This is a genomic window from Microbacterium sp. LMI1x-1-1.1, from assembly GCF_040676205.1.
GTDB classification, from domain to species: domain Bacteria; phylum Actinomycetota; class Actinomycetes; order Actinomycetales; family Microbacteriaceae; genus Microbacterium; species Microbacterium aquilitoris.
This window is the reverse complement of record NZ_JBEGHM010000001.1, coordinates 642271-667964: the sequence shown is the minus strand read 5'-3', so window position 1 is coordinate 667964 and position 25694 is coordinate 642271. Positions and strand designations below refer to the sequence as shown.

General features: G+C 70.0%; 26 protein-coding genes. 10 read left to right on the top strand and 16 right to left on the bottom strand.

What is annotated here, in order from left to right; genetic code table 11:
- Positions 1–21: 21 nt before the first annotated feature.
- Positions 22–1080: an Rv2578c family radical SAM protein gene (locus MRBLMI1x_RS03320; protein ID WP_363457802.1), complete on the top strand. Its 1059-nt coding sequence runs from the start codon at positions 22–24 to the stop codon at positions 1078–1080.
- Between the two features lies 1 nt (position 1081).
- Here MRBLMI1x_RS03320 and MRBLMI1x_RS03315 read toward each other — a convergent pair whose 3' ends face one another.
- Both MRBLMI1x_RS03315 and MRBLMI1x_RS03310 read right to left on the bottom strand, forming a co-directional pair.
- Positions 1082–1507, bottom strand: a complete 426-nt coding sequence (locus tag MRBLMI1x_RS03315; RefSeq protein ID WP_018187933.1) for a GNAT family acetyltransferase — start codon at positions 1505–1507, stop codon at positions 1082–1084.
- 22 nt (positions 1508–1529) lie between these two features.
- Positions 1530–3752, bottom strand: coding sequence for a DEAD/DEAH box helicase (locus MRBLMI1x_RS03310; protein WP_363456010.1), 2223 nt, complete (start codon positions 3750–3752; stop codon positions 1530–1532).
- A gap of 232 nt (positions 3753–3984) precedes the next feature.
- Here MRBLMI1x_RS03310 and MRBLMI1x_RS03305 point away from each other — a divergent pair, with 232 nt between their 5' ends.
- Positions 3985–4893 (top strand): aldose 1-epimerase family protein, encoded by a 909-nt coding sequence (locus MRBLMI1x_RS03305; protein ID WP_363456007.1) that lies wholly within the window; start codon positions 3985–3987, stop codon positions 4891–4893.
- Positions 4894–4896: 3 nt separating this feature from the next.
- Here MRBLMI1x_RS03305 and MRBLMI1x_RS03300 read toward each other — a convergent pair whose 3' ends face one another.
- The 3 genes from MRBLMI1x_RS03300 to MRBLMI1x_RS03290 form a co-directional block, all read right to left on the bottom strand.
- Positions 4897–8187 (bottom strand): efflux RND transporter permease subunit, encoded by a 3291-nt coding sequence (locus MRBLMI1x_RS03300; RefSeq protein ID WP_363456004.1) that lies wholly within the window; start codon positions 8185–8187, stop codon positions 4897–4899.
- Between the two features lie 88 nt (positions 8188–8275).
- Positions 8276–9238 (bottom strand): DNA topoisomerase IB, encoded by a 963-nt coding sequence (locus tag MRBLMI1x_RS03295; protein ID WP_026302957.1) that lies wholly within the window; start codon positions 9236–9238, stop codon positions 8276–8278.
- A gap of 1 nt (position 9239) precedes the next feature.
- Positions 9240–9509, bottom strand: a complete 270-nt coding sequence (locus tag MRBLMI1x_RS03290; protein WP_336125536.1) for a DUF7218 family protein — start codon at positions 9507–9509, stop codon at positions 9240–9242.
- 185 nt (positions 9510–9694) lie between these two features.
- Here MRBLMI1x_RS03290 and MRBLMI1x_RS03285 point away from each other — a divergent pair, with 185 nt between their 5' ends.
- Positions 9695–9853 carry a hypothetical protein gene (locus MRBLMI1x_RS03285; protein ID WP_018187927.1) on the top strand — a complete coding sequence of 53 codons (159 nt, stop codon included), beginning with the start codon at positions 9695–9697 and terminating at the stop codon, positions 9851–9853.
- Positions 9854–9960: 107 nt separating this feature from the next.
- Here the strand turns inward: MRBLMI1x_RS03285 and MRBLMI1x_RS03280 are convergent, their stop codons facing one another.
- Positions 9961–10716 (bottom strand): MerR family transcriptional regulator, encoded by a 756-nt coding sequence (locus MRBLMI1x_RS03280; RefSeq protein WP_363455999.1) that lies wholly within the window; start codon positions 10714–10716, stop codon positions 9961–9963.
- 137 nt (positions 10717–10853) lie between these two features.
- Between MRBLMI1x_RS03280 and MRBLMI1x_RS03275 the strand changes: the two genes are divergently transcribed.
- Both MRBLMI1x_RS03275 and MRBLMI1x_RS03270 read left to right on the top strand, forming a co-directional pair.
- Positions 10854–11705 (top strand): DUF4097 family beta strand repeat-containing protein, encoded by an 852-nt coding sequence (locus MRBLMI1x_RS03275; protein WP_363455996.1) that lies wholly within the window; start codon positions 10854–10856, stop codon positions 11703–11705.
- 1 nt (position 11706) lies between these two features.
- Positions 11707–12309 (top strand): PadR family transcriptional regulator, encoded by a 603-nt coding sequence (locus tag MRBLMI1x_RS03270; protein WP_363455993.1) that lies wholly within the window; start codon positions 11707–11709, stop codon positions 12307–12309.
- Here the strand turns inward: MRBLMI1x_RS03270 and MRBLMI1x_RS03265 are convergent, their stop codons facing one another.
- On the bottom strand, positions 12310–12870 hold the full coding sequence (locus MRBLMI1x_RS03265; protein ID WP_363455990.1) for a universal stress protein: 561 nt from the start codon (positions 12868–12870) through the stop codon (positions 12310–12312).
- Between the two features lie 146 nt (positions 12871–13016).
- Between MRBLMI1x_RS03265 and MRBLMI1x_RS03260 the strand changes: the two genes are divergently transcribed.
- Positions 13017–13226 carry a DUF3073 family protein gene (locus MRBLMI1x_RS03260; RefSeq protein ID WP_311858544.1) on the top strand — a complete coding sequence of 70 codons (210 nt, stop codon included), beginning with the start codon at positions 13017–13019 and terminating at the stop codon, positions 13224–13226.
- Between the two features lie 16 nt (positions 13227–13242).
- On the opposite strand, the gene MRBLMI1x_RS03255 is transcribed toward MRBLMI1x_RS03260, so the two are convergent.
- Genes MRBLMI1x_RS03255 through purM form a run of 3 tightly spaced genes read right to left on the bottom strand, consistent with a single transcriptional unit; the run spans position 13243 to position 17088 of the window.
- Positions 13243–14478 (bottom strand): MFS transporter, encoded by a 1236-nt coding sequence (locus MRBLMI1x_RS03255; RefSeq protein ID WP_018187921.1) that lies wholly within the window; start codon positions 14476–14478, stop codon positions 13243–13245.
- 18 nt (positions 14479–14496) lie between these two features.
- A complete protein-coding gene (gene purF, locus MRBLMI1x_RS03250; RefSeq protein ID WP_020097678.1) occupies positions 14497–15960 on the bottom strand; it encodes an amidophosphoribosyltransferase in 1464 nt (487 codons plus the stop codon).
- A gap of 9 nt (positions 15961–15969) precedes the next feature.
- The gene (purM, locus tag MRBLMI1x_RS03245; RefSeq protein ID WP_363455984.1) at positions 15970–17088 is read right to left on the bottom strand and encodes a phosphoribosylformylglycinamidine cyclo-ligase; all 1119 of its coding nucleotides are present in this window, start codon (positions 17086–17088) and stop codon (positions 15970–15972) included.
- A gap of 79 nt (positions 17089–17167) precedes the next feature.
- Between purM and MRBLMI1x_RS03240 the strand changes: the two genes are divergently transcribed.
- The gene (locus MRBLMI1x_RS03240) at positions 17168–17776 is read left to right on the top strand and encodes a zinc-binding alcohol dehydrogenase (RefSeq protein ID WP_363455981.1); all 609 of its coding nucleotides are present in this window, start codon (positions 17168–17170) and stop codon (positions 17774–17776) included.
- Here MRBLMI1x_RS03240 and MRBLMI1x_RS03235 read toward each other — a convergent pair whose 3' ends face one another.
- From MRBLMI1x_RS03235 to MRBLMI1x_RS03225, 3 genes are read right to left on the bottom strand one after another with little or no spacing between them, the layout of a single operon-like run.
- On the bottom strand, positions 17777–18094 hold the full coding sequence (locus MRBLMI1x_RS03235; protein ID WP_363455978.1) for a potassium transporter Trk: 318 nt from the start codon (positions 18092–18094) through the stop codon (positions 17777–17779).
- Positions 18095–18116: 22 nt separating this feature from the next.
- Positions 18117–18869, bottom strand: a complete 753-nt coding sequence (locus MRBLMI1x_RS03230) for an HtaA domain-containing protein (RefSeq protein WP_363455975.1) — start codon at positions 18867–18869, stop codon at positions 18117–18119.
- A gap of 48 nt (positions 18870–18917) precedes the next feature.
- Positions 18918–19271, bottom strand: a complete 354-nt coding sequence (locus MRBLMI1x_RS03225; protein ID WP_018187915.1) for a sterol carrier family protein — start codon at positions 19269–19271, stop codon at positions 18918–18920.
- Between the two features lie 44 nt (positions 19272–19315).
- On the opposite strand from MRBLMI1x_RS03225, the gene purD reads away from it, so the two are divergent.
- Positions 19316–20587, top strand: coding sequence for a phosphoribosylamine--glycine ligase (gene purD, locus MRBLMI1x_RS03220; RefSeq protein ID WP_363455971.1), 1272 nt, complete (start codon positions 19316–19318; stop codon positions 20585–20587).
- Positions 20588–20594: 7 nt separating this feature from the next.
- On the opposite strand, the gene MRBLMI1x_RS03215 is transcribed toward purD, so the two are convergent.
- From MRBLMI1x_RS03215 to MRBLMI1x_RS03205, 3 genes are all read right to left on the bottom strand, one after another.
- Positions 20595–22085, bottom strand: a complete 1491-nt coding sequence (locus tag MRBLMI1x_RS03215; RefSeq protein WP_018187913.1) for an MFS transporter — start codon at positions 22083–22085, stop codon at positions 20595–20597.
- Complete coding sequence (locus MRBLMI1x_RS03210; protein WP_018187912.1) at positions 22082–22705, bottom strand: PadR family transcriptional regulator; 624 nt, start codon at positions 22703–22705, stop codon at positions 22082–22084. Before MRBLMI1x_RS03210 ends, MRBLMI1x_RS03215 begins: the two co-directional genes overlap by 4 nt.
- Before the next feature lie 64 nt (positions 22706–22769).
- The gene (locus tag MRBLMI1x_RS03205; protein WP_363455966.1) at positions 22770–23318 is read right to left on the bottom strand and encodes a hypothetical protein; all 549 of its coding nucleotides are present in this window, start codon (positions 23316–23318) and stop codon (positions 22770–22772) included.
- On the opposite strand from MRBLMI1x_RS03205, the gene MRBLMI1x_RS03200 reads away from it, so the two are divergent.
- Together MRBLMI1x_RS03200 and MRBLMI1x_RS03195 are read left to right on the top strand one after the other, a co-directional pair.
- Positions 23317–24252 (top strand): phosphoribosylaminoimidazolesuccinocarboxamide synthase, encoded by a 936-nt coding sequence (locus MRBLMI1x_RS03200; protein WP_363455963.1) that lies wholly within the window; start codon positions 23317–23319, stop codon positions 24250–24252. The genes MRBLMI1x_RS03205 and MRBLMI1x_RS03200 overlap by 2 nt on opposite strands.
- 78 nt (positions 24253–24330) lie before the next feature.
- Positions 24331–25689 (top strand): uracil-xanthine permease family protein, encoded by a 1359-nt coding sequence (locus MRBLMI1x_RS03195; RefSeq protein ID WP_020097670.1) that lies wholly within the window; start codon positions 24331–24333, stop codon positions 25687–25689.
- The last annotated feature ends 5 nt before the right edge of the window (positions 25690–25694 follow it).

Genomic DNA, 25694 nt, shown 5'->3' with positions numbered 1-25694 from the left:
TATATGTGTTCGACTGTGGAGATGCGGTGGCAGGGGCAGGGCATCTCGACGGTCGACGACGCGGCGCTGCCCGGCCTCGAGTCGATGGGTGGGCTCGTCCGCTCGGTGACGACACCGGACTTCGCGGGGATGACCTTCCACGAAGTCGTCGCCAAGTCCGCGCTCAACCACGTTCCGAGCGGATCGGCAATGCCGTTCTCCTGGACCGTGAACCCCTATCGAGGTTGCTCGCACGCCTGCACGTACTGCTTCGCTCGCAACACCCACACATACCTCGACCTCGACGCGGGCGCGGACTTCGATTCGCAGATCGTCGTCAAGGTGAATGTCGCTGAGGTCCTCGCCCGCGAGCTCGCCAGGCCGTCGTGGCGACACGAGCCCGTCGCCCTCGGCACGAACACCGATCCCTACCAACGCGCCGAAGGGCGCTACACGCTGATGCCCGGCATCATCGACGCGCTGACGGCCAGCGGCACGCCGTTCTCGATCCTCACGAAGGGCACGCTGCTGCGTCGCGACCTGCCGCAGCTGACGGATGCCGCGGCCCACGTCCCGATCCACATCGCCATGTCGATCGCGATCCCCCACGAGCCGCTGCGACAGCTCCTCGAAGCGGGTGCCCCGTCGTTCCAGGCGCGGCTCGACACGGTGAAGGCTGCGACGGATGCCGGTTTCTCGGTGACCGTCTTCCTCATGCCGATCGTGCCGCACCTCACCGACGGGGTCGATGTCCTCGATGATGCGATCGCGCGGATCGCCGCATCCGGAGCCCGTCGTGTCGTGTTCGGCGCACTGCACCTGCGACCCGGTGCGAAGGAGTGGTTCTGGGCATGGCTCGAGCGGGAATGCCCCGACCTCGTGCCCGCCTACCGCGGCCTGTACCCGGGGGCCTCGGTGTCTGCGCCGAAGGGGTACCGCTCCTGGCTGTCGGCGCGGGTCCGGCCGCTGCTGCGGCGCCACGGCCTGCACGGCCGGCTCGAGGAGGAGGACGTCCCACCGCGGGGAGCGGGTCCGGTGCGGACCACGGGGCCGGCGATGAAGACCGCGACCCGGGAACAGGCATCCGCGATGCTGTTCTGACTCAGTCGTCCGGGATCAGGCGCTTGCCGAGGACCGAGGTCGCGTCGCGGGCGTAGCCGAGCGTGTCGTAGAAGTCGGTGACGGCGTCGTTGCCCTCACGGACCATGAGCATCACCTTCGGACAGCCGAGTGCCTCGAGTCGACGCTCGGCTTCGGCGACCAGCATCCGTCCGATGCCCTCACCGCGGCGCGCCGGATCGGTTGCGAGGTAGTACAGCCACCCGCGGTGTCCGTCGTAGCCGGCCACGACCGATCCGACGACACGAACGCCGTCGGACGCGACCAGCAAGAGGTCGGGCCATACGGCGCGGGCACGCGCGATGTCGCGGTGCGGGTCGTTCCAGGGACGCGTCAGGCCGACCGCGTGCCACAGCGACACGACCGGCTCGACGTCGGGATCACCGAGTGGGCGGATGACGATCGGCATCCGCCCACCCTAGTGAGCGATCTCAGGCGTCGACGTTCGCGGCCTGACGACCCGTGATCTCTTCGAGCACGTCGTCGCCGGCGCGCGCCTCGTCGAACGGCGCGTCGATCTCGGCGCGCTCGAGCATTTCGGTCATGCGCCGACGACGCTGACGCGTGATGAGGGTGACGACCGTGCCCGCGCGGCCCGCGCGACCGGTGCGGCCGGAGCGGTGGGTGTACGTCTTGTACTCGTCGGGCGCGTCGGCCTGGACGACCAGGTCGATGTCGTCGACGTGGATGCCGCGGGCTGCGACATCGGTCGCGACGAGCACGTTCACCTTGCCGTCGGTCAGGCGCTGCAGGTTGCGCGTGCGCTTGGCCTGGTTGAGGTCGCCGTGAAGGGCGACGGCGGCGATCCCGGCATCCTCGAACTGCTCGACGAGCATCTCGGAGTAGGCGCGCGTGCGGGTGAAGACGAGCGTCTTGCCGTCGCGGTCGACCAGCGAGGTCAGGATCTCGGCCTTGTCGCGGTGGTCGATCACGAGCACGCGGTGGTCGATCGTGCTGGTCTCCTGCGTCTCGCCGGCGACCTCGTAGACGGCCGGGTTCACGAGGAACTCGTCGACGAGCGCGGCGACCTCTCGGTCGAGCGTGGCGGAGAAGAGCAACTTCTGCGCGTCGTCCTGCACGAGACGGAGGATGCGCTGCATCGGCTCGAGGAAGCCCAGCTCGCTCATGTGGTCCGCCTCGTCGAGGACGACGATGCCGACCTCCGACAGGTCGAGCTTGCCCTGCTTCTCGAGGTCCTCGATGCGGCCGGGAGTGCCGATGACGATGTCGACGCCCTTCTTGAGCGCGCCGACCTGACGGCCCTGCGGCACGCCGCCGTAGACCTGCGTCGTGAACAGTCCCACGCTCTGCGCGAGCTCCTGCACGGTGCGGTCGATCTGCAGCGCGAGCTCGCGCGTCGGCGCGAGGATCAGGGCCTGCGGCGAACGGCCCCAGGCGCGGCGCTTGCCGGCCTGACCGCGCAGCACGCGCTCGACGAGCGGAGCGCCGAAGGCGATCGTCTTGCCCGAGCCGGTGCGGCCACGGGCGAGGACGTCACGGCCGTCGAGGATCGGGCGGACCGTGGCCGCCTGGATCGGGAACGGGCTCGTGGCGCCGAGGCCCTCGAGGGTCCGGACGATGTTCTGGCCGAGGCCGAGGTCGCTGAACGAAGCCTGCTCGACGGATGCGGCATCCACCGCCTCGGCCTGGAGACGCTCGTGCACGACGTCGACGTGGTCCTGGTGCGCCTTCGACTTCTCGGCAGCCTGCCAATCCGACCGGTTCGCTCGCTCGTCGCGGCGGGGCCGCTCGTCGCGGCGGGGCCGGTCGTCCCGGCGGGGACGGTCGTCGCGCTGCGGGCGGTCGTTGCGGTCGAAACGCGGACGCTCCGTCCGGTCATCACGACGCGGACGGTCATCGAACGAACGCGCCGGACGCTCGTTCCGGTCGAAACGCGGACGCTCGGTCCGGTCATCACGACGGGGACGGTCATCGCGCTGCGGGCGGTCGTTGCGGTCGAAACGCGGACGCTCGGTCCGGTCATCCCGACGCGGACGGTCGTCGAAGCTGCGCGCCGGACGCTCGGTGCGGTCGAAACGGGGGCGCTCGGTGCGGTCGTCGCGACGCGGACGGTCATCGAACGACCGAGCCGGACGCTCGTTCCGGTCGAAACGCGGCCGCTCAGCACCACCGGAACGATCGAAACGGGGACGCTCGGCGCGGTCATCCCGACGCGGACGGTCGTCGAAGCTGCGCGCCGGACGATCGCTGCGGTCGAAACGGGGACGCTCGGTGCGGTCGTCGCGACGCGGACGGTCATCGAACGAACGAGCCGGACGCTCGTTCCGATCGAAACGCGGACGCTCAGCACCACCGGAACGATCGAAACGGGGACGCTCGGCGCGGTCGAAACGCGGGCGCTCGCCCTCGGCGTCGCGACGGGGACGGTCGTCGAAACCGCGGTCGCCGCGGCTGTTCGAGCGGATGCCGCGGGCTTCGGCCCGGCCGGCGCGGTCCTGCTCGGTCCAGCGGCCCTTCGCGGGTGCCGACTCCTCGGCGGCGCGGAAGCCGCGGTGCTTGGGGCTCTTGCTGCCGGTGGTTCCGGCGGAGGCCTGACCCGGGCGACGCTTCGCGTCCTGGTAGGAGGTCTTCTTGCCGTAGCGGGGTTCGAAGTTCTGCGCGCGGCCGCCGGCCGGCTTCTTGTTCTTGGGCATGCGTGTGCTTTCTGAGTTCTCGCACGAAACAGCGCCGTGCGCCACGCACGGTGATACCCGGACTTCCGTCGGCCGGGGGCCATTCCAGTTACTGGTTCCGAAACCGCGGATCGGGTTTCGAGATCGGCCCCGAGGACTACACAGGATGCCCGCGCACAGCGCGGTGTCCTCCGCCGACTGCTCCACGATACCCGCCCCACCTGAGAAGCCGCCGCGCGGATACGCTGGCCGCATGGCCGCCGACCCCACCGGAACCCGCTTCAGCCTCCACGCCGCCGACGTCTCCGCGGAGATCACCGAGGTCGGCGCCGCGCTCCGTGCGCTGCGCGTCGGCGATGTCGATCTCGTGCCGGACTACCCCGACGACGTGCCGACACCCGCGGCATCCGGCATCGTCCTCGTGCCGTGGCCGAACCGCATCCGCGACGGCCGTTGGGAGGACGACGGCGAGCTCCGCCAGCTCGCGATCACCGAGCCGAAGTTCGGCAACGCGTCGCACGGGCTGCTGCGGTTCGCGTCGTACCGGGCCGAACAGCAGACGGATGCCGCCCTCACCCTGCGAGCCGACGTGTTCCCGCAGACGGGGTACCCGTACCACCTCGAGAATCGGGTGACCTACGCGATCGAGGGGCGCGGCCTGCGCGTCACGCACGCGATCACGAACGTCGGAGACGGCGATGCGCCCGTCGCCGTCGGGACCCACCCCTACTTCCGCATCTCGGACGTCGACACTGCCGACCTGTCGCTGCAGCTCGAGGCGCGCACGTGGTTCCGTCTCGACGAGCAGAACATCCCGGTCGCCGAGGAGCCCGTCGACGACGACCACGACCTGAGCTCACCGCGCCGCGTCGGCGACCTGTCGCTCGACGTCGCGTTCGCCGGGCTCCCCCGGCGGGGCGGCCGCATCGAGGCTCATCTCGTCGCACCCGATTCACGGCGTCTGACGGTGTGGGCCGGCGAAGGCTTCGAGTACGTGCAGGTGTTCACGACCGACCGGTTCCCCGGCCACGACGTCGCCGTCGCGATCGAACCGATGACAGCGCCCGCCGACGCGTTCAACTCCGGCAGAAGCCTCCGCCGACTCGCGCCCGGCGAGATCTGGACGCTCGAGTGGGGTGTCGACCTCACCGAGGCCGACTGACCCTCACTCCTCGCGCCGCGGCTCGTCCGTTTTGGGTTCCTCGACGGCAGACGACGCGTCCATCGGGATCTCGACGTCCGGCGACTCCTCGATGACGAGCGCCGTGTCGGCGGCCGCCGCACCGGTGACGGCAGCGGATGCCGCATCCCGTCGCGCGCGACGCGTGAGCGGCGCCGGGGTGCCCGCCGACGCACCGGCGACCGCCGGCACCACGTCGCCGCGCTTCGCGGCGCGACGCTCCTTGGCGCCTTCGACGAGGTTGTAGAGCGCCGGCAGCACCAGCAGGGTCAGCACCGTGGACGACACGAGGCCGCCGATCACGACGATCGCGAGCGGCTGCGAGATGAAGCCGCCGTGCCCGGTGATGCCGAGCGCCATCGGCGTGAGCGCGAAGATCGTCGCGAGGGCCGTCATGAGGATGGGCCGCAGACGGCGAGCGCCACCGGCGAGCACCGCCTCCGGCGTCGACAGTCCCTTCTCGCGGTACTGGTTGACGAGGTCGATGAGGACGATCGCGTTCGTCACGACGATGCCGACGAGCATCAGCACTCCGATGAGCGAGGCGACCCCCAGCGGCACGCCCGAGGCGATCTGCAGCAGAATCGCGCCGGTCGCCGCGAACGGGACCGAGACGAGCAGCAGGATCGGCTGGCGCAGCGACTTGAAGGTCGCGACCATCACGATGTAGACGATCAGGATGGCGGCGAGGATCGCGAGCCCCAGCTGCGCGAAGGCATCCTGCTGCTGCGTGACGACACCGCCGACCTCCGCGTCCGCTCCCTGCGGGAGCTTCGCGTCGGCGAGCGCCGCGGTCACGGTGGCGTTGGCGGCGTTGAGGTCGTCGCTCGACGGGGTGACCGTGACGGTCGCCGTCCGCTGACCGCGCTCGCTCGTGATCGAGGACGGGCCTTCGGACTGTGTCACGGTGGCGACCTCGTCGAGCCGGATCGGACCCGACGCGCTGGCGATTTCGAGCGCCCGCAGTTGCGCGATGGTCTTCGGGATCTCGGACGCCTGCAGGTAGACGGTGAGGGTCGAGTCGTCGATCTCGACGGTGCCGATCTGACGGGGCTGCATCGTGTTCGAGACGAGACCGCCGACCGCGACCTCGGAGAGCCCGAGTTCCGCTGCCTTGTCGCGGTCGACGGCGACCGAGACGAAGGGGAGGGATGCCGACAGGTTCGAGTCGACCTGGTCGACGCCGTCGGCGTCCTTCAGCTGGGCGACCACCTTGTCGGTCGCGTCGCGGAGGACCCCGGCGTCGGGCGCCGTGATGTCGACCTCGATGTCGCTCGAGCCGAAGCCGCCCTGTGCAGCGGCGACGGTGACGTCACCGGCATCCTTCAGGTCGGCGACGGCCTTCTGCACGTCGGTCCGGATCTGCTCCTGATCGGCGTCGGGGTCGGTCGTGATCGAGTAGGTGATGCCCGTGCCGCCGCCCGAGAAGGCGTCGCGGAGCGCGGAACCTGAGGAGCCGATGGAGGTCTGGACGGTGTCGACGCCGTCGACGTCGAGGAGTACCGCTTCGACGCGCTTCGCGGCGGCGTCCTGGCTGCTGAGGCTCGCCGTCGCGCCGATGTTCTGGGTCACGGTGAACGTGTTCTGGCCCGAATCGCCCAGGAAGTTGACCTTCATGAGCGGCACGGCGAGGATCGTGCCGCCGAGTACGAGGACGGCGAGCAGCAGGGTGACGACGGAGTGGCGGAGCGTCCAGCGCAGCACCGGCAGGTACGACTTCTGCAGGCGGCTCGGCGGGGCGGTCGGGTCCTCGGGATCGACGACCCGGCCCGCGGTATCCAGGACCGGCTTTCCCGGCCGCAGGAACCAGTACGCGAGCACCGGGACGATCGTGAGCGCGACGAACAGCGAGGCGAGCATCGCGATGGTGACGGTCAGGGCGAACGGACGGAAGAGCTCGCCCGTGAGGTCGCCGACGAAGGCGATGGGGAGGAAGACGGCGACGGTCGTGAGAGTGGATGCCGTGATCGCCGCCGCGACCTCGCGCACCGCCAGGCGGATCGAGGCCAGCTTGTCGGCGTCGCCGACGTAGTGCCGCTTGATGTTCTCGATGACGACGATGGAGTCGTCGACGACGCGGCCGATCGCGATCGTGAGCGCGCCGAGCGTCAGGATGTTGAGCGAGTAGCCGAAGGCCTGGATGCCGATGAACGTGATGAGCACGCTCGTCGGGATCGAGATGGCGGTGACGAGGGTCGACCGCACCGACAGCAGGAAGATCAGGATGACGACGACCGCGAACGCGAGGCCGAGCAGGCCCTCCTGAGCGAGGGCCTCGATCGACTGCTCGATGTAGGGGGCCTGGTCGAACACGACCGTCACGGTCGCGCCGTTGCCGAGGTCGTCCTTGATCTTCGTGAGCGAATCGCGGACGAGGTGCGAGACGTCGACGGTGTTGGCGGCCGGCAGCTTCGTGATCGACACGGTGAGGGCGGGTTTGCCGTCGACGCGCGAGATCGAGGTGACCGGGTCGGTGTCGAGCACGACCGTGGCGACGTCGCCGACCGTGAGTGCGCCGGCGGCGATCTGGTCGGCGTTGGTCGGGACGAGCGGGAGTGCGGCGATGCCGTCGACGGAGTCGAGCTTCGTGCCCGTCTGCACCGTGAGGGTCTGGTCGCCCTCCGAAACCGTGCCGCCGGGGAAGAGTGTGCCGTTCTGGTCGAGCGCGTCGGTGATCGCCGTCTGGGTGTACCCGGCGGCCGCGAGCTTCTCCTGGTCGGGCGTGATCGTGACGCGGGACGTCCGGCCACCGACGATCTGGGCGGCCGCGACCCCGTCGAGGTCCTCGACGTCGGGGATGACCGCGTTCTCCAGGCGGTCCTGGACGGCGGCCTCGTCGTCGTACCCCGTCACGGCGAGCGAGATGACCGGGAGGTCGTCGGTCGAGAAGGCGAGGACGTTGGTGTCGAGGCCGTCAGGCAGCGAATCGATCCGGTTGATCGCCTGCAGGATCTTCTGCTCGGCCGTCGCGAGGTCGGTGCCGTACGCGAAGGATGCCTGGACGATCGACGCGTTCGTCGTGCTCGTCGACGATGTGGACTCGAGGTCGGGGACCGCCTGGATCGCCTGCTCGATGGGCGTCGACACATCGTTGTTGACGACGTCGGGTGAGGCACCCGGGTAGGTCGTCAGGATCGACAGCTGCGGCAGCTGGATCGGCGGGATCAGCTCCTGCTTGAGGCTCGTGAGAGCGAGGCCCCCGAAGATCGCGGCGACGATCGTGATGAGGGCGATGAGCGCACGGTTCTTGAGGCTCAGGACGGCGAGGTGAGACAACGAAGGCCCATTTCCACAGTGCAGGGGGCGGTGCGGGGATGCGCGCAAGTATCCCACGCGCCGCAGGGCCCGAGGCTGGGAGGGCGTGTCAGGACAGGATGAGCGTCCGGATGGCGGATTCGGGCGACACCGAGGTGTCGAGGAGGATGCCGCGACGGTACCGGTCGAACACGCGCGGATCGATGTACGAGCTGCGGGCGACCGAGGGGGTGTTGCCGAGCGCCTCGGCGGTCACCTTCACCGCGAGCACCTCGGCGCGCGCGAGTTCGCTCTTCTTCGTCGTGGGGCCGATCCGCGCGAGGGCGTCGGCCGCGGTGATCGTCCCGCGGAGCGTCCGGAAGTCCTTCGCCGTGAAGGTTCCGCCGGTCATGGATCGGACGTAGAGATTGACGTCGCGAGGGCTGAGAGCGACGCGCCGCCGCCCGCGCAGATAGGCGAGCAGCGGCGAGGCGGGCCGCCCGCCCACGAGCAGTTCGACGGCCGCTGCGAGGTCGACATCGTCGACCTCCATCTCCTGTCGCTGACCGCTCTTACCGGGGAAGCGGAGGGAGACCACAGTGCCCTCGACGACGGCGTCCCGGCGCAGGAGGGTCGTGAGTCCCCGGCTGCCGTGCTTCACGAGGTAGCGCTCGGCGCCCACGCGCGGCGCGGCGAGGTCGAGAAGCCGGAACGCGGCGGCGAGCACACGCTCCTGATCGATGTCCTGTCGGCGGAGCGATGTCGTCACCCGGCCGCGCGCTCGCGGCAGAGCCTCGGCGAGCTGCAGCGCACGCGCGTACTTGCCCTTGTCCCGACCCGCGGTCCACTGCGGGTGGTAGCGGTACTGCACCCGCCCCGCCTCGTCGACGCCGGTAGCCTGCACGTGGCCGTTCGCGTCGGCGCAGATCCACACGTCCTGCCAGGCCGGCGGCAGCACGAGGGCGCGGACCCGTTCGGCCTCCTCCTTCGGGAGGGGATTGCCGTCGGCATCCAGGTATCGGAACCCGGTGCCCGAACGCAGTCGGCGGTAGCCGAGGTCGACACCGGGCCGCACCCGCTTCAGGCGAGGCACGTCAGTGCGATCGGAGCATGTCGATGAGGTCGGCCTTGCGCGCCCGGGAGTACCCGCTGAGGCCGAGCTCCTTCGCTCGCGCACGAAGGTCGGCCACCGTCCAGTCCTCGTAGTCGCCGGCTGCGCCGCCGCGCTTCCCGACCGCCTTCCGGCCGTCGCGAGCCGCCGCGTTGGAGATGCGGGCGGCCTTCTCCTTCGAGGCACCGTCGGCGCGGAGCTCCTCGTAGAGCTCGGGGTCTTTCAGGCTGTTCGAGCCGCGTCCTGCCGGCATGGTGCATCCGCCTCACGTGTCGATCGCGGGTAAGGATCGCCCGCGTGCGGCCACGTTATGTCACCGCAGGGCCAACCTGTCAAGGGCCTGTGATCACCTGAAAGAACGCTGATAACAATGTCTAGACGCACACCCGCGTCACCCCCGCCCCGGCGGACAACGGAGACAAACAGAGGGAGCCTCCAATGAACCTCGCACTCATCATCATCATCGTGATCGCCATCGTTTTGGCGATCGTGGGTGGCATCACGGAAGGCCTCCAGTTCCTGCTGTGGGTCGCCATCATCGTTGGTGTCATCGCTCTGATCGCATTCTTGCTGCGAGTACTCCGCAAGAACGCCTGATCGTCTGACGCACTCCCCCAGGTGCGTCAGCGGCGCTCTCCCCCAGGAGCGCATCGAGGCCCCCTCCCGACCACGGTAGAGGGGGCCTCGTCACGTCCGGCATCCGATCACGCGCCGACGTGATGGCGGAGCGCCTCCCTGACGAAGGCTGCACCGGTGGCTCCGCCGTAGTTCGTCGCGAAACGGTCGTCCGCCACGTACATGTCGGCGAGCCCGAGGACGTAGCCGCGAACGTCTCCACCCTCGGATGCGGGTGTCCCCGGAATCGTGCGGAGCCACGCGACGTGCCGCGCCGCGAGCTCCTGCGCCTCATCGGAGTCGGGACGGATGCCGCGCTCCGCCGCGCGTGCCCATTCCTGGCCGAGCTGCGCCGTGTCGTCCTGCCACTGCTTCTTCTCGGCGGACGGCATCCCGCGCCACCAGGCGTCTGATCGTGCGTACGCGTCCGCGCCCCAGCGGTCGGTGACCTCCTGTCGGTGGGCGGTGTGATCGAAGCCGTCGAACATGGTCTCGGCCATGGGTTCCTCTCCTCTTCTTCTCGCGTCGAGGGTCGACGCGACGGCGGCGATCTGCCGCTCGATGCGATCCCGCTCGGATTCGAGCAGCTCGAGGTGGGCGCTCAGCGCCTGCTCCTCGGGGACGTCGTCGGCGAGCATCTCGGCGATGCGCGGCAGGCCGAGACCCCACTCGCGCAGCAGCAGGATGCGTTGCAGTCGACGCAGGGCGGCGGCGTCGTAGAACCGGTAGCCGCCCGACCCGACCCGCGTCGCCGGCAGCAGACCGACGTGGTCGTAGTGGCGGAGCGTTCGGCTCGTCGTCCCGGCGAGCCGGGCGAGCTGCTGGATCGACCATTCGCGCGTCATGGAGATCACGCTAAGAGTTGACGCCGCGTCAAGGTCAAGTGCGCACCGTCGCTGACCATCTCGACACTCGAGATATATCGTGTTATCGTCCTTCCAACGCGATATATCTTGATTCGCGCTCATTCGCAGGAGACAACATGACTCTCGAGAAGTGGCTGGTCCAGCCCGGGGAGACCCGCATCATCGACCTCGACGGCATCCGTCGACTCAAAGTGGGACTCGTCGGCGGTCAGATCGACGTCGTCGCCCATGACGAACCGGGCGTCCGCATCGAGGTGCACTCGGTCACGCAGAAGGAACTGCGCATCGAGGCTCAGGACGGCGCGATCGAGATCGACCACGCGCAGCTGCGCTGGGACAACTTCCTCACGTCCTTCCGCAACTTCGGCAGCGGCGGCCCTCAGGCCGAGATCAGCATCGCGGTCCCCCGGGACATCGCCCTCACCCTCGGCGTCGTGAGCGCGAGCGCACTCGTCGCCGGACTCACCTCCGACGCGAAGCTGAACACCGTCTCGGGCGACATCATCGTCGACGGTCTCACCGGCGACGTGACGGCGAACTCCGTCTCGGGCGACGTGCAGATGCGCGGGCTCACCGGGACGCTCAACGCCAATGCCGTCTCGGGCGCCGTCACCGCGGTCGGCACGATCCGCACCGCCTTCGCCGATACGGTCAGCGGAGCCGTCCTCATCGACTCCAGCGGCCCCACCCAGAACGTGTCGTTCAACACCGTGAGCGGAGCCGCGACTCTGCGCCTCGACGAGGCCGTGGCCGCGAAGTACACCCTCCGCACCGTCAGCGGAAAGCTCCACGTCGACGGCATCGACCGCTCGCAGAGCGGGATCGGCTCGAACTACACCGGAACCGTCGGCGAGCTCAGCGGCTCGTTCGCCGAGGTGCGCGCCAACACGGTGTCGGGCGACGTCACCGTCATCCGTCGGGTCACCGCCGCGATCTCCGACGACGCGCCCGTCGCCGAGGAGTACTGACATGCCCCCCGTCTTCTCGCACGGTGATCTGCGCCTCTACCTGCTGAGCCTGCTCGACGAGGCGCCTCGACACGGCTACGACCTCATGCAGGCGCTGTCGGACCGCACCGGAGGCACCTACACGCCGAGCGCCGGCACCGTCTACCCGCGCCTCTCGAAGCTCGAAGAGGAGGGGCTCGTCACGAAGACGGTGGACGGCCGCAAGACCGTCTACGAGATCACGGATGCCGGTCGCGCCGAAGTCTCGGCCCGTTCGGGTGATCTCGCCGGAATCGAAGCGGGTCTCGCCGACAGCGTGCGCCTCATCGCCGACGAGGTGCGTGCCGGTGTCCGCGAGGCCATGCGCAGCCTGCAGGCCGATCTCGCCGCGGCATCCCAGCCCTCGTCCTCTCCAACGCAGCCCGCGGCGCCGGATCCGCGCTCGGCCGCCCGTGAACAGGTGCGCCGCGCCGACGAGCTGCTGGCGGAGTTCCGTGCCGAGCTGCGCGCCGACCTCCGCAGTCATGTCGCGCGGGGCGGCGACCTCGCGGCATCCGTCATCGACGACCTCAAGGTCGCTCTCGACGACGCGGCCGAGGCCGTCCGCCGGGCGACGCGGGGCTGATCAGGCCCCGGGCCAGAGCTCCTCGGGCCAGGACTGCCGTTCGCGCCACGGGTCCTCGTCGTCCTTCACCGGTTCGCCGGTGGGGACGACGAGGACCGGTCGGGGCTGACGGTGAGCCAGCCGTGCAGCAACCGAGCCGGTGAAGAACTCCCGGATCGAGTCGCCGATCCCGCGCTTGCGGGTGCCCACGACGATCAGTCGCGCCTCGGTGCGGTCGGCGAGATCCTTCATCGCCAACGCCGGGTCCCCGGCGAGCATCTCGAGCTGCCACGCGATGTCGACGCCCTCGAGCGCACGTGCGGCCTCGTCGCGGAGCTGGGACTCGAGCGCCTCGCCGGGGACCGCGTCCAAGTTGATGGGCGCGGTGTGGACGTACCCGTCGGGGTCCTCGTAGGAGACGAATCGGGTGACATCGACGTGGACGGCGAGCAGCGACGCCCCGTGCAGCCGGGCGTAGTGGGCGGCCTCGCGCAGCACCCGGGACGGTTGCCGCGGCACGATCCCCACGATGACGGGCCGATGAGGGCGACGGGCGGTCGGCTGCGACGCGGCATCGGACATGGCAGATCACCTTCCTGCTCGCCGCCCGCGAGGGCGGTGGGAACGCTCCGTGGTACCCTGAATGCTACTCTTCCCGGCCTCTGCCGGACTGTGACTGCGTCGGGCTGCCGGACCAAGCCCGCACTCGTGAAATGAGGGGGTTACGCATGGGGCGTGGCCGTCAAAAGGCGAAGAACACCAAGATCGCCCGTGAGCTGAAGTACGACACCTACAGCTTGAACATCAACGCGCTCGAGCGGGAGCTCGGCGCGCCTGGTGACGAGCAGTACGAGGACAAGTGGGCCGATCAGTACGCCGATGAGGATGACGAGGACGACGAGTCCGAACCCTCCTCGCCGTCGCTCGAGAAGGCCTGACCTCCCCGGGTCGTACTCACCACGATCCGTGGCGCTGTTCCCACTCCTGTTCGACCGTCTTCCGTCGCGCGATCACGACGCCGGCCGGGAGTGCGAGCAGCGAGATCACGATGAGGATGACGAGGGGCGCCGTCCATGACCCGCTCGCGTCGTGCAGCAGCCCGATGCTCAGCGGGATGAACATCGTCACGCCGTAGCCGAGGCTCTGCGCGAATGCGCTGAGCGCGACGGTCGCATCGTGCGTGCGCGTGCGAAGACCCACCGAGGTCAGCACCAACGGGAACAGCAGCGGCAGCGTGCCCAGCAGCGACACCCACAACCAGGGGGCGGATGCCGGGGCCACCAGCAGCCCGCCCGCGCCGAGCACCCCGCACGCCGACGCGATGACGAACAGCGGCAGCACGATGTCGCGGCGTGCGACGAGCGCCGGCACGACGAGCGACGCCGGCAGACCGATCAGCGCGAACAGCGAGAGCAGGACGCCGGCGACCTGCGGGGTGACCCCCGCCGTGTCGACGAGGATCTTGGGCAGCCACGCGAACGACGTGTACGCGACAGCGCTCGATGCGAAGAACGTGGTGGCGAGCGCCCACGCGGTGGGGAGACGCCACATCCTCCCGAAGACACGGGTGCTGACCGGCGCGAGGTCGACGTCGGCGGCCGCCGCGAGCCGCCGGGCCTGGAGTGCCAGCACGATCCACGGCGCGAGCCCGGCCAGGGCGAAGACGGCCCAGAGCCCGAGCGAGACGCGCCAGCCCGCGGCATCCGCGATGGGCACCGCGATCAGCGGGGGCAGGAAGGTCGAGAGTGCCATGGTCGTCGTGTAGACGGTCGTGAGCAGGCCGATGCGGTCGGCGAAGTACTTCTTCACGAGCGCGGGCACGAGGACGTTGCCGACACCGACGCCGGCGAAGATCAGGGCCGACCCGAGGAGCAGCCCGGACGCGTCGATCGCTGCGGCCCGGGCGACGAGCCCGAGTCCGACGACCCCGAGCGCGACGAGGGTCGTGCGCTCCAAGCCGAAACGGCGCTCGAACCCCGAGGCGAGCAGACCGAACACCGCGAAGCAGAGCGGCGGCACGGTGCCGATGAGACCGAGGACGGCGGCGGGAAGGTCGAAGTCCTCGCCGATCGCATCGAACAGGGGCGACAGCGACGCGACCGCCGACCGTAGCGAGAACGCGAGCAGGACGATGCCGACGAGGGCGAGGATCCGACCCCGTCGCACGGCGATGAGATCGGAGGACGTCACCGATTCAGCCTAGGCGGCTCAGGACTCCTGCGTGCCCTCGACCCAGGCGAGGTACTCGTCACTCACGGTTCCCGTGACGTACCGGCCGTCGAAGCAGCTCATGTCGAGGTCTTCGACGTCGGGCGCGCCCTCGAGGATCGCCGCCTTGAGGTCGTCGATCTCCTGGTAGACGAGGTAGTCGCAGCCGAGTTCCTCGGCGATCTCGGGGATCGTCCGGTTGTAGGCGACGAGTTCGTGACGCGACGGCATGTTGATGCCGTAGACGTGGGGGAAGCGGATGGGCGGCGCGGCGGAGGCGAACGTCACCGACTTGGCCCCGGCATCCCGAGCCATCTGGATGATCTCCTTCGAGGTCGTGCCGCGCACGATCGAGTCGTCGATGAGGAGGACGTTCTTGCCCTTGAACTCGGTCGACATCGCATTGAGCTTCTGGCGCACGCTCTTCTTGCGGATCGCCTGCCCCGGCATGATGAACGTCCGGCCGATGTAGCGGTTCTTGTAGAAGCCCTCGCGGTACTCGATGCCGAGCTTGCGCGCGACCTGCATCGCGGCGGGACGAGACGAGTCGGGGATCGGCATGACGACGTCGATCGACCCCTCGGGGGTGTACTTCGCGATCGTGTCGGCGAGGCGCTCGCCCATGCGCAAACGCGCCTCGTAGACCGAGATGCCGTTCATGACCGAGTCGGGACGCGCGAGGTAGACGTACTCGAACGAGCACGGCACGAGCTGAGGGCTCGGCGCGACCTGCTGCGTGAACAGGTTTCCCTCGAGGTCGATGAACACGGCCTCGCCCGGCTCGACGTCGCGGACGACCTCGAAGCCGGCGTTCTCGAGGACGAGCGACTCGGAGGCGACCGTCCACTCGTACCGGCCGTTCTCGGCCTTCCGGGTGCCGAGGATCAGGGGGCGGATGCCGAAGGGATCACGGAAGGACAGCAGCCCGTAGCCGGCGATGAGGGCGATCGCGGCGTACGAGCCCTCGACGCGCTGGTGGACGCGCGTGACGGCCTCGAAGATCTGCTCGTGGTCGAGCTCGAGGCCCGAGATGACCTGCTGCAGCTCGTTCGCGAGGACGTTCACGAGCAGCTCGGTGTCGGAGCTCGTGTTGAGGTGACGACGGTCGGTGCGGAAGAGCTCCTCGGTGAGCTCGCGCGTGTTCGTCAGGTTGCCGTTGTGGACGAGGACGATGCCGTACGGGGCGTTGACGTAGAACGGCTGCGCCTCCTCCTCGTTCGAGGCGGTGCCCTTCGTCGCGTAGCGGACGTGGCCGAGGCCGATCGTGCCGAGCAGCGAGCGCATGTCGCGGGTGCGGAACGCCTCGCGGACCATGCCGCGGTTCTTCGCGATGTGGAAGATGCCGCTGGCCTCGGCGGTCGCGATGCCGGTCGAATCCTGCCCGCGGTGCTGCAGCAGCAGCAGGGCGTCGTAGACCTCTTGGTTGGCGGGTCCCTGAGCGACGACGCCGACGATTCCGCACATAGGTGTAGCTCAGTCCGTTTCTGCGTAGGAGCCGACCAGGCGCACTGCGCCCCCGTCGACGCCCTTCGCGCCCTGCTCGTAGTCGCCGGCGGGCAGCGTCGTGTCTGACACCGTCCCGACCTGCCAGGTGTGGATGCCCTCTGCAGAGAGGGTGGATGCCGCGGCTTCGGCGGTCTCGGCGGAGACGACTGCGAGGAAGCCGACGCCGAGGTTCCAGGTGCCCTCGGTCTGCTCGAGTGTCAGCCCGCCGATGTCGGCGAGGACGCGGAACACGGGTGACGGCGACCAGGTGGAGCGGTCGACGTCGACCCAGGTGCCGACCGGCAGCACGCGCGCGAGGTTGGCGGCGATGCCGCCGCCGGTCACGTGGCTGAGGGAGTGGATCGCCCGGGGGTGCGCGTCGATCGCGCGCAGCAGCGGCGACGTGTAGAGGCGCGTCGGCTCGAGGAGCTCCTCGCCCCACGTCCGGCCGAAGTCGGCGGCGTTGTCGCCGTAGCCGATGCCGGCGTTCGCGATGATGTGGCGGATGAGCGAGTAGCCGTTCGAGTGCGGGCCGCTCGAGGCGAGGGCCAGCACGACGTCGCCCGAACGCACGCGGTCGGCACCGAGGACGGCATCCGCTTCGACGACACCCGTCGCCGCGCCCGCGACGTCGTAGTCGTTGATGCCGAGGAGGCCGGGGTGCTCCGCCGTCTCGCCGCCGACGAGGGCTGTTCCGGTGGCGGAGCAGCCGTCGGCGATGCCGCGGACGATGTCGGCGATCCGCTCGGGGAAGACCTTGCCCGTCGCGATGTAGTCCGTCATGAAGAGGGGCTTCGCCCCGACCACGACGATGTCGTCGACGACCATGCCGACCAGGTCCTGGCCGATCGTGTCGTGCTTGTCGATCGCCTGCGCGATGGCGACCTTCGTGCCGACGCCGTCGGTCGAGGTCGCAAGCAGCGGCTTGGCGTAGCCGAGCAGAGCGGATGCGTCGAAGAGGCCGGCGAAGCCGCCCACACCCCCGAGGACCTCAGGGCCGTGGGTTCGACGGACGGCCGATTTCATCAACTCGACGGCGAGGTCTCCCGCCGCGGTGTCGACGCCGGCAGCGGAATAGGGATTGGTGGGGGTGGAGGCCACCCGCACAGCCTACCGGCCACCGGACAGGGTGATCCGCCATCGTCGCCACGGGACGCCGACCACAGGGGAGCCATAGGATGTCGCCATGAGCGGGGCTGAACGGCCCGAGTGGGTCGTACGGGAGGACGCGAGCGCGACGGTGATCGTCGCGCTGTTCGTGCGCCAGGCGCTCGGCATCCGCGCTCCCGAAGAGCTGCCGCACCTGCGGGGCGCTCCCGCCGCGCAGCCCGTCGACGACGATGACGCGGCGGTGCTGCAGCGGCAATGGCTCGCGTACTGGGCGATGTCGGTCGAGCCGCAGGCGCATCCCTCCCCCGTCCCGCTCGACCTGGTCGACGGGTTCGAGACGCTCGCCGTGCTGCCCGTCGAGGGGTTCGACGAGCTGCGGGCGGCCATGGCTCCGCTGGCGGGGGACGCCGTCGCCTACGCGAACTGGGCGAGCGAGCGATACGCCGCGCAGGCCCGGTCGGGGTCGGCCAGCAGCTACCGCGCCTATGCGAGCGCGATCGCCGAGCACGAGCGACGCGTCGGTCGGCGCGCGCACTCGTTCGAGCTCAACGTGCAGGTGCTCCCACTGACGCAGCGGGGCGTGTGGTGGATCGGTTCCCTCACGATCGCGGTCACCGACGGCCTGCGCGGCGACGTCGCGGCCTTCGACCCGGCGATCCAGCCGATCATCGCCGAACTCGCCTGATCAGTCGGACTCTTCGACGCGTTCCCGCTCGATGCGCACCGTCCGGTGTCGACGCGCAAGGACGCGGTCGAAAATCAGCGCGATGACGCCGCCGAGCGCGACTCCGGCGGGCACGCAGCCGAGCAGGAGGAAGCCGAACACCTGACTCTGCGAGTAGGTCGCGCCCGTGCTCTCGCTGATCTGACCGTCACCGAAGGCGAAGGTCAGGATGAGGGCGACGAGGATGCCGAGGGCAGCGCCGACGCCGAAGAAGGCGGCGAACTTGGGACTCCGACGCAGCTCAGCGGACTCGACGTGCGATTCGGAATGCTCGGCCATGCTCCCATTGTCCACCCGCGCCTCAGGGAAGCGGGTCGACGATCGGCTCGGGCTGCGCCGAGCGGGCGCTGTTGCGCTTTCGCCGCTGCACCGACCCGACGGCCAGCAGGGCGGCGAGAAGGGCCGCGATCCCCACCACGACGACCGGGACCAGGATGCCGGTGCCCCCGGCATCCGCTTCGTCACCGGCCGGCGCCACGGCGGGCTCGGCGGTCGTGCAGGTGGCGACGACGGTCAGGTCGAACGTGCCGGCGACTCCCGACCAGAGGACATCGCGGCCCTCGGCGGTCAACTCGGTCGCCGCGCCCACGCCGTCGAGGTTGACGGTGTCGCCCGACTCCGAGACCGCGGCGGCCCGCAGATCGACCGTCGCCAGCGGAGCCTGCGGCATCTGGTCGGCGCCCTCGGGTTGCACGTCGAAGAGGAGGGATCCCTGGTCGCCGTCGATGACGAGGGTCGGCGCGGAGAGGGTCGTCTTCACGCCGGCTGCACTCGTGTACGCGAGCGTGCCGTCGAAGCTGGCGCTGCCCGACGGAGCCACCGGCTCGAGCACGCCCGTGCCTTTGTCGAAGGTGAGGATCCCGTCAGCGGCAGCGAGGGACCCGCTCGCCTGCACGTCGGAGCCACCGGCATCCCACACCGCCGTCGCCTGCGAGACGGTGCACGTGCGGGGCGCGGCCTGGGCGGGGAGCGCGGTGACGGGGAGGAGAGCGGCCGCCAGTGCGATCACGAGGATCGCCGATCGCGCGTCCACCCCGAGGTGTCGTGCCTGCATGCGGTTCCTCTCCGCAGGCGATCGTACCGGCGGGCGGGTGCGGAGATGTCAGGGGCGGAGCGGCAGGAGCCCGTCGAGGTTGGCGCGCACGCCCGACGCGCGGACGGAGCCGGCCGTGACGGCGTCGGCCCAGGCGGTCTGGCCCGTCGCGAGCGCGATCCAGGTCGCGGCATCCGTCTCGATCACGTTCGGAGGGGTACCGCGCGTGTGGCGCGGTCCCTCGACCACCTGCACGGCACCGAAGGGAGGGACGCGCACTTCGACCGAGTTGCCGGGCGCCTTCTCGACGAGCAGTTGCAGCAGATAGCGGACGGCGGTGGCGAGGTCGGTGCGCGCCGCCCCGCCGGCGGCGACGGCGGCGAGCGCGTCGCGCCCGTCTCCGGTGGTGATGGTGCGGGCCATGGATGCCACCGTAACGCGCGGGCGGCGCTCGGTAGTCTGGCGGGGTGAAGATCCTGGTCCTCGGCTCGGGCGCGCGCGAGCACGCCATCATCCTCGCTCTGGTCGCCGAAGGCGCCGGGCACGAGATCTTCGCGGCCCCCGGCAACGCCGGCATCGCCGCCGACGCGACTCTCGTCGGGAACCTCGACCAGAACGACCCCGCGGCCGTCACCGCCTTTGCCAACGAGGAGCACATCGACCTCGTCGTGATCGGCCCCGAAGCGCCCCTCGTCGCGGGCGTCGCCGATGCACTGCGCGAGCGCGGCATCCCCGTCTTCGGACCTGGCAAGGCTGCCGCGCAGATGGAGGGGTCGAAGGCGTTCGCGAAGCGGATCATGGATGCCGCCGGTGTCCCGACCGGACGCGCGGCGCGCGCGCAGACCCGCGACGAGGTCGCCGCCGCGATCGACGAGTACGGCGCCCCCTACGTCGTGAAGGCCGACGGACTCGCTGCCGGCAAGGGCGTCATCGTCACGTCCGACCGCGAGGCGGCCCTCGCCCACGCCGACACGTACCTGCCGAGCGGCCCCGTGCTCGTCGAGGAGTTCCTCGCCGGTCCCGAGGTTTCGCTCTTCTTCCTGAGCGACGGTGACACCGTCCGCGCGCTCAGTCCCGCGCAGGACTTCAAGCGCGCGCTCGACGGCGATGAGGGCCCCAACACGGGCGGCATGGGTGCGTACTCGCCCCTCCCCTGGCTGACCGACCGCTTCGGCAGCGAAGAGGCGTTCGTCGCGCAGGTCACCGCCGAGGTCGCCGAACCCGTCATCCGTCAGCTGGATGCCGAGGGCACCCCGTTCATCGGACTGCTCTACGCCGGGCTCATCCTGACCGACGCCGGCGTGAAGGTCATCGAGTTCAACGCGCGCTTCGGCGACCCCGAGACCCAGGTCGTCCTCCCCCGGCTGACGACCCCGCTGTCGCGGCTGCTGCTCGCCGCCGCGAGCGGCACGCTCGAGTCGGAGCCCGCTCCCGAGTTCTCAGCCGAGGCAGCCGTCACCGTCGTGCTGGCCAGCGAGGGATACCCCGAGCAGCCGATCACGGGTCGCCCCCTCACGGGAACGGATGCCGCGGCATCCGTCGACGGCGTCCACCTCGCCCACGCGGCGACGAAGAGCGCCGACGGCGGACTCGTCGCGACCGGCGGCCGCGTCCTGAACGTCGTGGCCGTCGGCAAGGACCTCGCCGATGCGCGCGGCCGGGCGTACGCCGCCCTCGAGCAGATCTCGCTCGAGGGGGCGCACTACCGCCGCGACATCGCGCTCAGCGCCTCGAACTAGGCGAACCTCAGCGCTTCGCGAGGTGCGCCGGGCGGCGCAGGAACAGCACCAGCACGACGCCCACCGCGATGACGGCGGCCGGCAGCAGCATGGCCTGACCCATGGCGGTCGAGAATCCCTCGGCGACGGCGGGCGGCATCCCGCCACCGCCTCCGAAGTCGCCGCCGGCGGCATCTCCGGCACCGGGCAGGTTCGCCTCGAGGCGCGCCTGCATGACGGCGGCGATCGCGGCGGAGCCGATGACCGAACCGATCGTGCGCGTCGTGTTGTAGATGCCCGAACCGGCGCCCGCCTGCTTCGGCGGGAGGTTGCGGGTTGCGGTGGTCGCGAGCGGTCCCCACATGCCGGCGTTAGCGACGCCGATGATGGCCGAGGGGATGAGCAGCAGCAGGACGGGCGCCTCGGTGTTCATGAGGAGCACGTATCCGATGAGCCCGATCACCATGAGCGACAGGCCGGGAACGAGCAGCACGCGCGGGTCGACGCGATCGAGGATGCGACCCGCGAAGGGTGCGAGCACACCCGACAGCACCGCCATCGGGATGAGCAGCAGCGCCGACTCGGTCGGGGTGAGACCGCGGGCGAGCTGCGTGAAGAAAGCCATCGGCAGCGCCATGCTCGTGACGGTGAAACCGACGGCGGCGATCGCGAGGTTCGAGATCGCGAAGTTCCGGTCGCGGAACAGCTCGAGCGGCACGAGGGGTTCGCTTTTGGTGCGCGCCTGCGTCCACACGAAGACCGCGAGCACGGCAACGCCGGCGACGATCATGACCCAGACCCACGCGGCCCACTCGTAGTGCTGACCCTCCTGCAGTCCGAAGACGATGAGGAACAGGGCGACCGCGCTCAGGACCACGCCGAGGACGTCGAAGCGGTGCGGATGCGTCTCGAGCTGCGGGACGAGCCGCACGGCGAGGACGAAGGCGATGATGCCGACCGGGATGTTGACGAAGAAGATCCATTCCCAGCCGAAGCCGTCGACGAGCAGCCCGCCCGCGAGCGGTCCGACGAGGGTGGCGACACCGGCGGTCGCACCCCAGAGGCCCATGGCCGCTCCGCGCCGCTCGGCGGGGAAGGTGCGGGTGATGACGGCCATCGTCTGCGGCGTCATGAGCGCGGCGCCCAGGCCCTGCGCGGCGCGCGCGAGGATCAGCATCTCGAGCGAACCCGACAGGCCGCAGGCGAGCGAGGCGAGCGTGAAGATCGCGAGCCCGATGAGGTAGATGTTCTTCGGCCCGAACCGATCGCCGAGGCGTCCGGTGACCAGCAGCGGCACGGCGTACGTCAGGAGGTAGGCGGACGTGACCCACACGACGTTGTCGAGGTTGCTCGTCGACGGGTCGAGGGCCGCCTTGATGGCGGGGTTCGCGACCGAGACGATCGTGGTGTCGACGAGGATCATGAAGAACCCGAGGACGAGCGCCCAGAGGGCGGGCCACGGATTCGATGGGGCGGGGGGTGCGCCCGGCGTGCGGACGGTGGTCGTGCTCTCGCTCATGTGCGTGCGGATTCTCTCTGTGCCAGATAGCGGTCGGTGACGGGGATGTCGACGACACCCCAGACAGTGTCGGGACGACGGATGAACTCGACCGCTTCGTCGAGCCAGGCGATGTCGGCGGCGAGCAGGGCGGCCTGCCGGTGGACTTCGATGAGGAACTGGGGGTGGGACCCGTGCGCGATCGCGGACTCCCGGGCGTTCTCGTGAGCGTCGAAGGATGCCGCGAGCCGCCCGCGTCGCTCCGCCAGCAGCGCGATCACCTCGTCCCGGCCGAGGTTGTGCGCCTCGGTGAGCGCGATCCGGAACCGCTCGGGGTCGTCGATCGAGACCAGCTCGCGACGGATCCAGACGAGGAGCGCGGTGTCACCGGCATCCGTCAACGTGTACGTCGTGCGTTCGGGCCGGTTGCCGGCGCGGTCGCTGCCGACCTCGGCGATGTGGCCCTGCCGCTCGAGGCGGGCGACCGTGTGGTAGATCGTGCCGTGCGTCAGGGCGATCATGCGATCGGCTCGGCGCTCGCGCAGCAGGCGCACCATCTCGTAGGTGTGCATGTCGTCCTCGTGCAGCATCGCGAGGAGCATGATCGCGGTGGGGGTGAGCCGCGAGACGGCATCCGTCATGGGGCTCCCTCCGAGCGATTAGTCCATGTGGACTATACGCCTGTTCGGGACCACGCTGCAGTCGTCAGTCGGCCACGTGCAGGATGGCCCAGGCCCGATCCACGCCGTCGGTGATCGCCGTGATCTGGATGCCGACCATCCGATCGACGGTGATGCCCGTCAGACGCCCCGGGGCACCGCACCCCTGCGTGATGTTGACTGGCCCCTTGATCGTCACGGGCGGCTCGTCCTCGCCCGCCGCGGGACTCAGCGAGAGGGTGATGGTCGCGTCCCGCGGGATGCAATCGAACTCGAGGGTGTACTCCTGGCCGCGCACGGCGCTGGCCGCGACGTTCAGGGCCGTCTCAGGCTCGACGCCGACCGCGTCGCCGTTGAACACGAGGCGACTCGCCTCGAGCGGGCTCTCGACGGGGACCCCGTACGAAGGATCCGCCGGCGCCTCGGCCTGCGGGGACGCAGACGGGGACGGAGTCGAGGACGGCGACGGCGCGGACGACACCGGCATCGACGGACTCGGCGAGGGCGCCGCGTCGTCCACCCCCGTCGTGGAGATGCAGCCGCTCAGACCGAGCGACAGCGCGAGGGCGGTCAGGGCGAGGAGCGGGCGGCGCATGACGACAGGGTACGCACGGGCGCGCGCCGCCCGCGATAATGGCCGGGTGACGGATGCCGCGACTGCCCTGCCCGGATGGACCCACGTGTACTCGGGCAAGGTCCGGGACCTCTACCGCCCCGCCGACGGCACGGACGGACGGATGCTCGTGGTCGCCAGCGATCGCGTCAGCGCCTTCGACCAGGTGCTCGACCCCGGCATCCCGGGCAAGGGCGAGCTCCTCACGCGCTTGAGCCTGTGGTGGTTCGCTCAGCTCGCGGGTGCCGACGGCGGCCGGCCGATCCCGAATCATCTGATCGAGGGCGTCGAGCCGCCCGCCGAGGTCGCCGGCCGCGCCATGGTGGTCCGCGAACTCGACATGCAGCCGATCGAGTGCGTCGTGCGCGGGTACCTCACCGGGTCGGGGTGGGCCGAGTATCAGGCCGACGGCACGGTCTGCGGCATCCCGCTCCCTTCGGGCCTGCACAACGGGGATCGCCTGCCCGAGCCGATCTACACCCCCGCGTACAAGGCACCGCTCGGCGAGCACGACGAGAACATCTCGTTCGAGCGCAGCGTCGAGCTCGTCGGCGAGGCCCGCGCGGCCGCGCTGCGCGACGCGTCGCTCGAGATCTACCGCCGCGCCGCCGCCCTCGCCGAGGCGAAGGGACTGATCCTCGCCGACACGAAGTTCGAGTTCGGCTACGACGCCGACGGCGTCCTCACCCTCGCCGACGAGGTCCTCACGAGCGACTCGTCGCGGTACTGGGATGGCGAGACCTGGCGCACCGGCTCGACGCCGGCCGAACGCATGGCGAGCTTCGACAAGCAGATCGTCCGCGACTGGCTCGCGGCGAACTGGAACAAAGAGGGAACGCCTCCTGCCGTGCCGGCCGACGTCGTCGAGCAGACCGCGGCCAAGTATCGCGAACTCCTGGAACGCCTCACGTCCTGACAGCGTCGCTGCCGCACGTACAGCCTGCTCCCAGGTAGCCTGACCCCAGGCATCCCCCACCATCTGAGGAGCACGCGCATGCCCATCTGGACCCTTCACGGCGACGGACGCCGCGTCGCCCCCGGAGCCGTCGTCACCCCGAGCGAGCGTCTCGGCTGGGGCAGCACGATCGCGATCGGCGCACAGCACGTCGTGGCCATGTTCGGCGCGACGTTCCTGGTGCCGCTGCTGACCGGGTTCCCCGTCAGCACCACGCTGCTGTTCTCGGGACTCGGCACGCTCCTGTTCCTGCTCCTCACGCGCAACAAGCTGCCCAGCTACCTCGGCTCGTCGTTCGCGTTCATCGCGCCGATCACCGCCTTCGGCCCGGGCCAGGGCAAGCCGCTCGACAGCCCGGAGCAGATCGGCCAGGCGCTCGTCGGCGTGTTCGTCGCCGGCATCCTGCTCGCCGGCATCGGCTTCCTCGTGCAGGCGACGGGAACGCGGTGGCTCGAGAAGCTCATGCCGCCCGTCGTGTCGGGCGCGATCGTCGCCCTCATCGGTCTCAACCTCGCGCCGGCCGCGTGGAACAACTTCAAGACCGACGCCGTGCTCGCGACCATCACCCTGGTCGCGTGCATCCTGTTCGCGGTGCTGTTCCGCGGCATCCTCGGACGCGTCTCGATCTTCCTCGGCGTCGTCGTCGGTTACATCGCCGCGCTCATCATGGGCAAAGTCGACTTCTCGGGCGTCACCACGCTGATCGACCAGGGGCAGTGGATCGGCCTTCCGACCTTCCACCTGCCCTCCTTCGGCGATCCGGTCGCGTGGGGCCTCCTGCCGATGTTCCTGCCCGTCGTCCTCGTCCTCGTGGCCGAGAACGTCGGCCACGTGCGCGGCGTCGCGACCATGACCGGCGACCCCACGGTCAACAAGCGGACCGGCCGCGCCCTTCTCGCCGACGGCCTTGCGACGACCCTCGCCGGCGCGTTCGGCGGCTCGGGCACGACCACCTACGGCGAGAACATCGGCGTCATGGCCGCGACCCGCATCTACTCGACGGCGGCGTACTGGGTGGCCGGCATCATCGCCGTGCTGCTGTCGTTCTCGCCCGTCGTCGGTGCTGTGCTCTTCACGATCCCGAGCGGCGTGATCGGCGGCGTCACGACGGCGCTCTACGGCCTCATCGGCGTCATCGGCATCAAGATCTGGGTCGACAACCAGGTCGACTTCTCGCGCCCGGTCAACCAGTACACGGTCGCGGTCGCCTTCGTCATCGCGATCGCGAACTTCACGATGGACCTCGGTCAGCTGCAGTTCGGCGGTATCGTCCTCGGTACCGTGGCAGCGCTCGTGATCTATCACGCCGGCAATGCGATCGCCCGGGCCCGCAAGACCGGAGCGGATGACGGCGGTCCCATCGTCCCGATCGGACAGCTCGGCGGCGACCCGGACTGACGGGA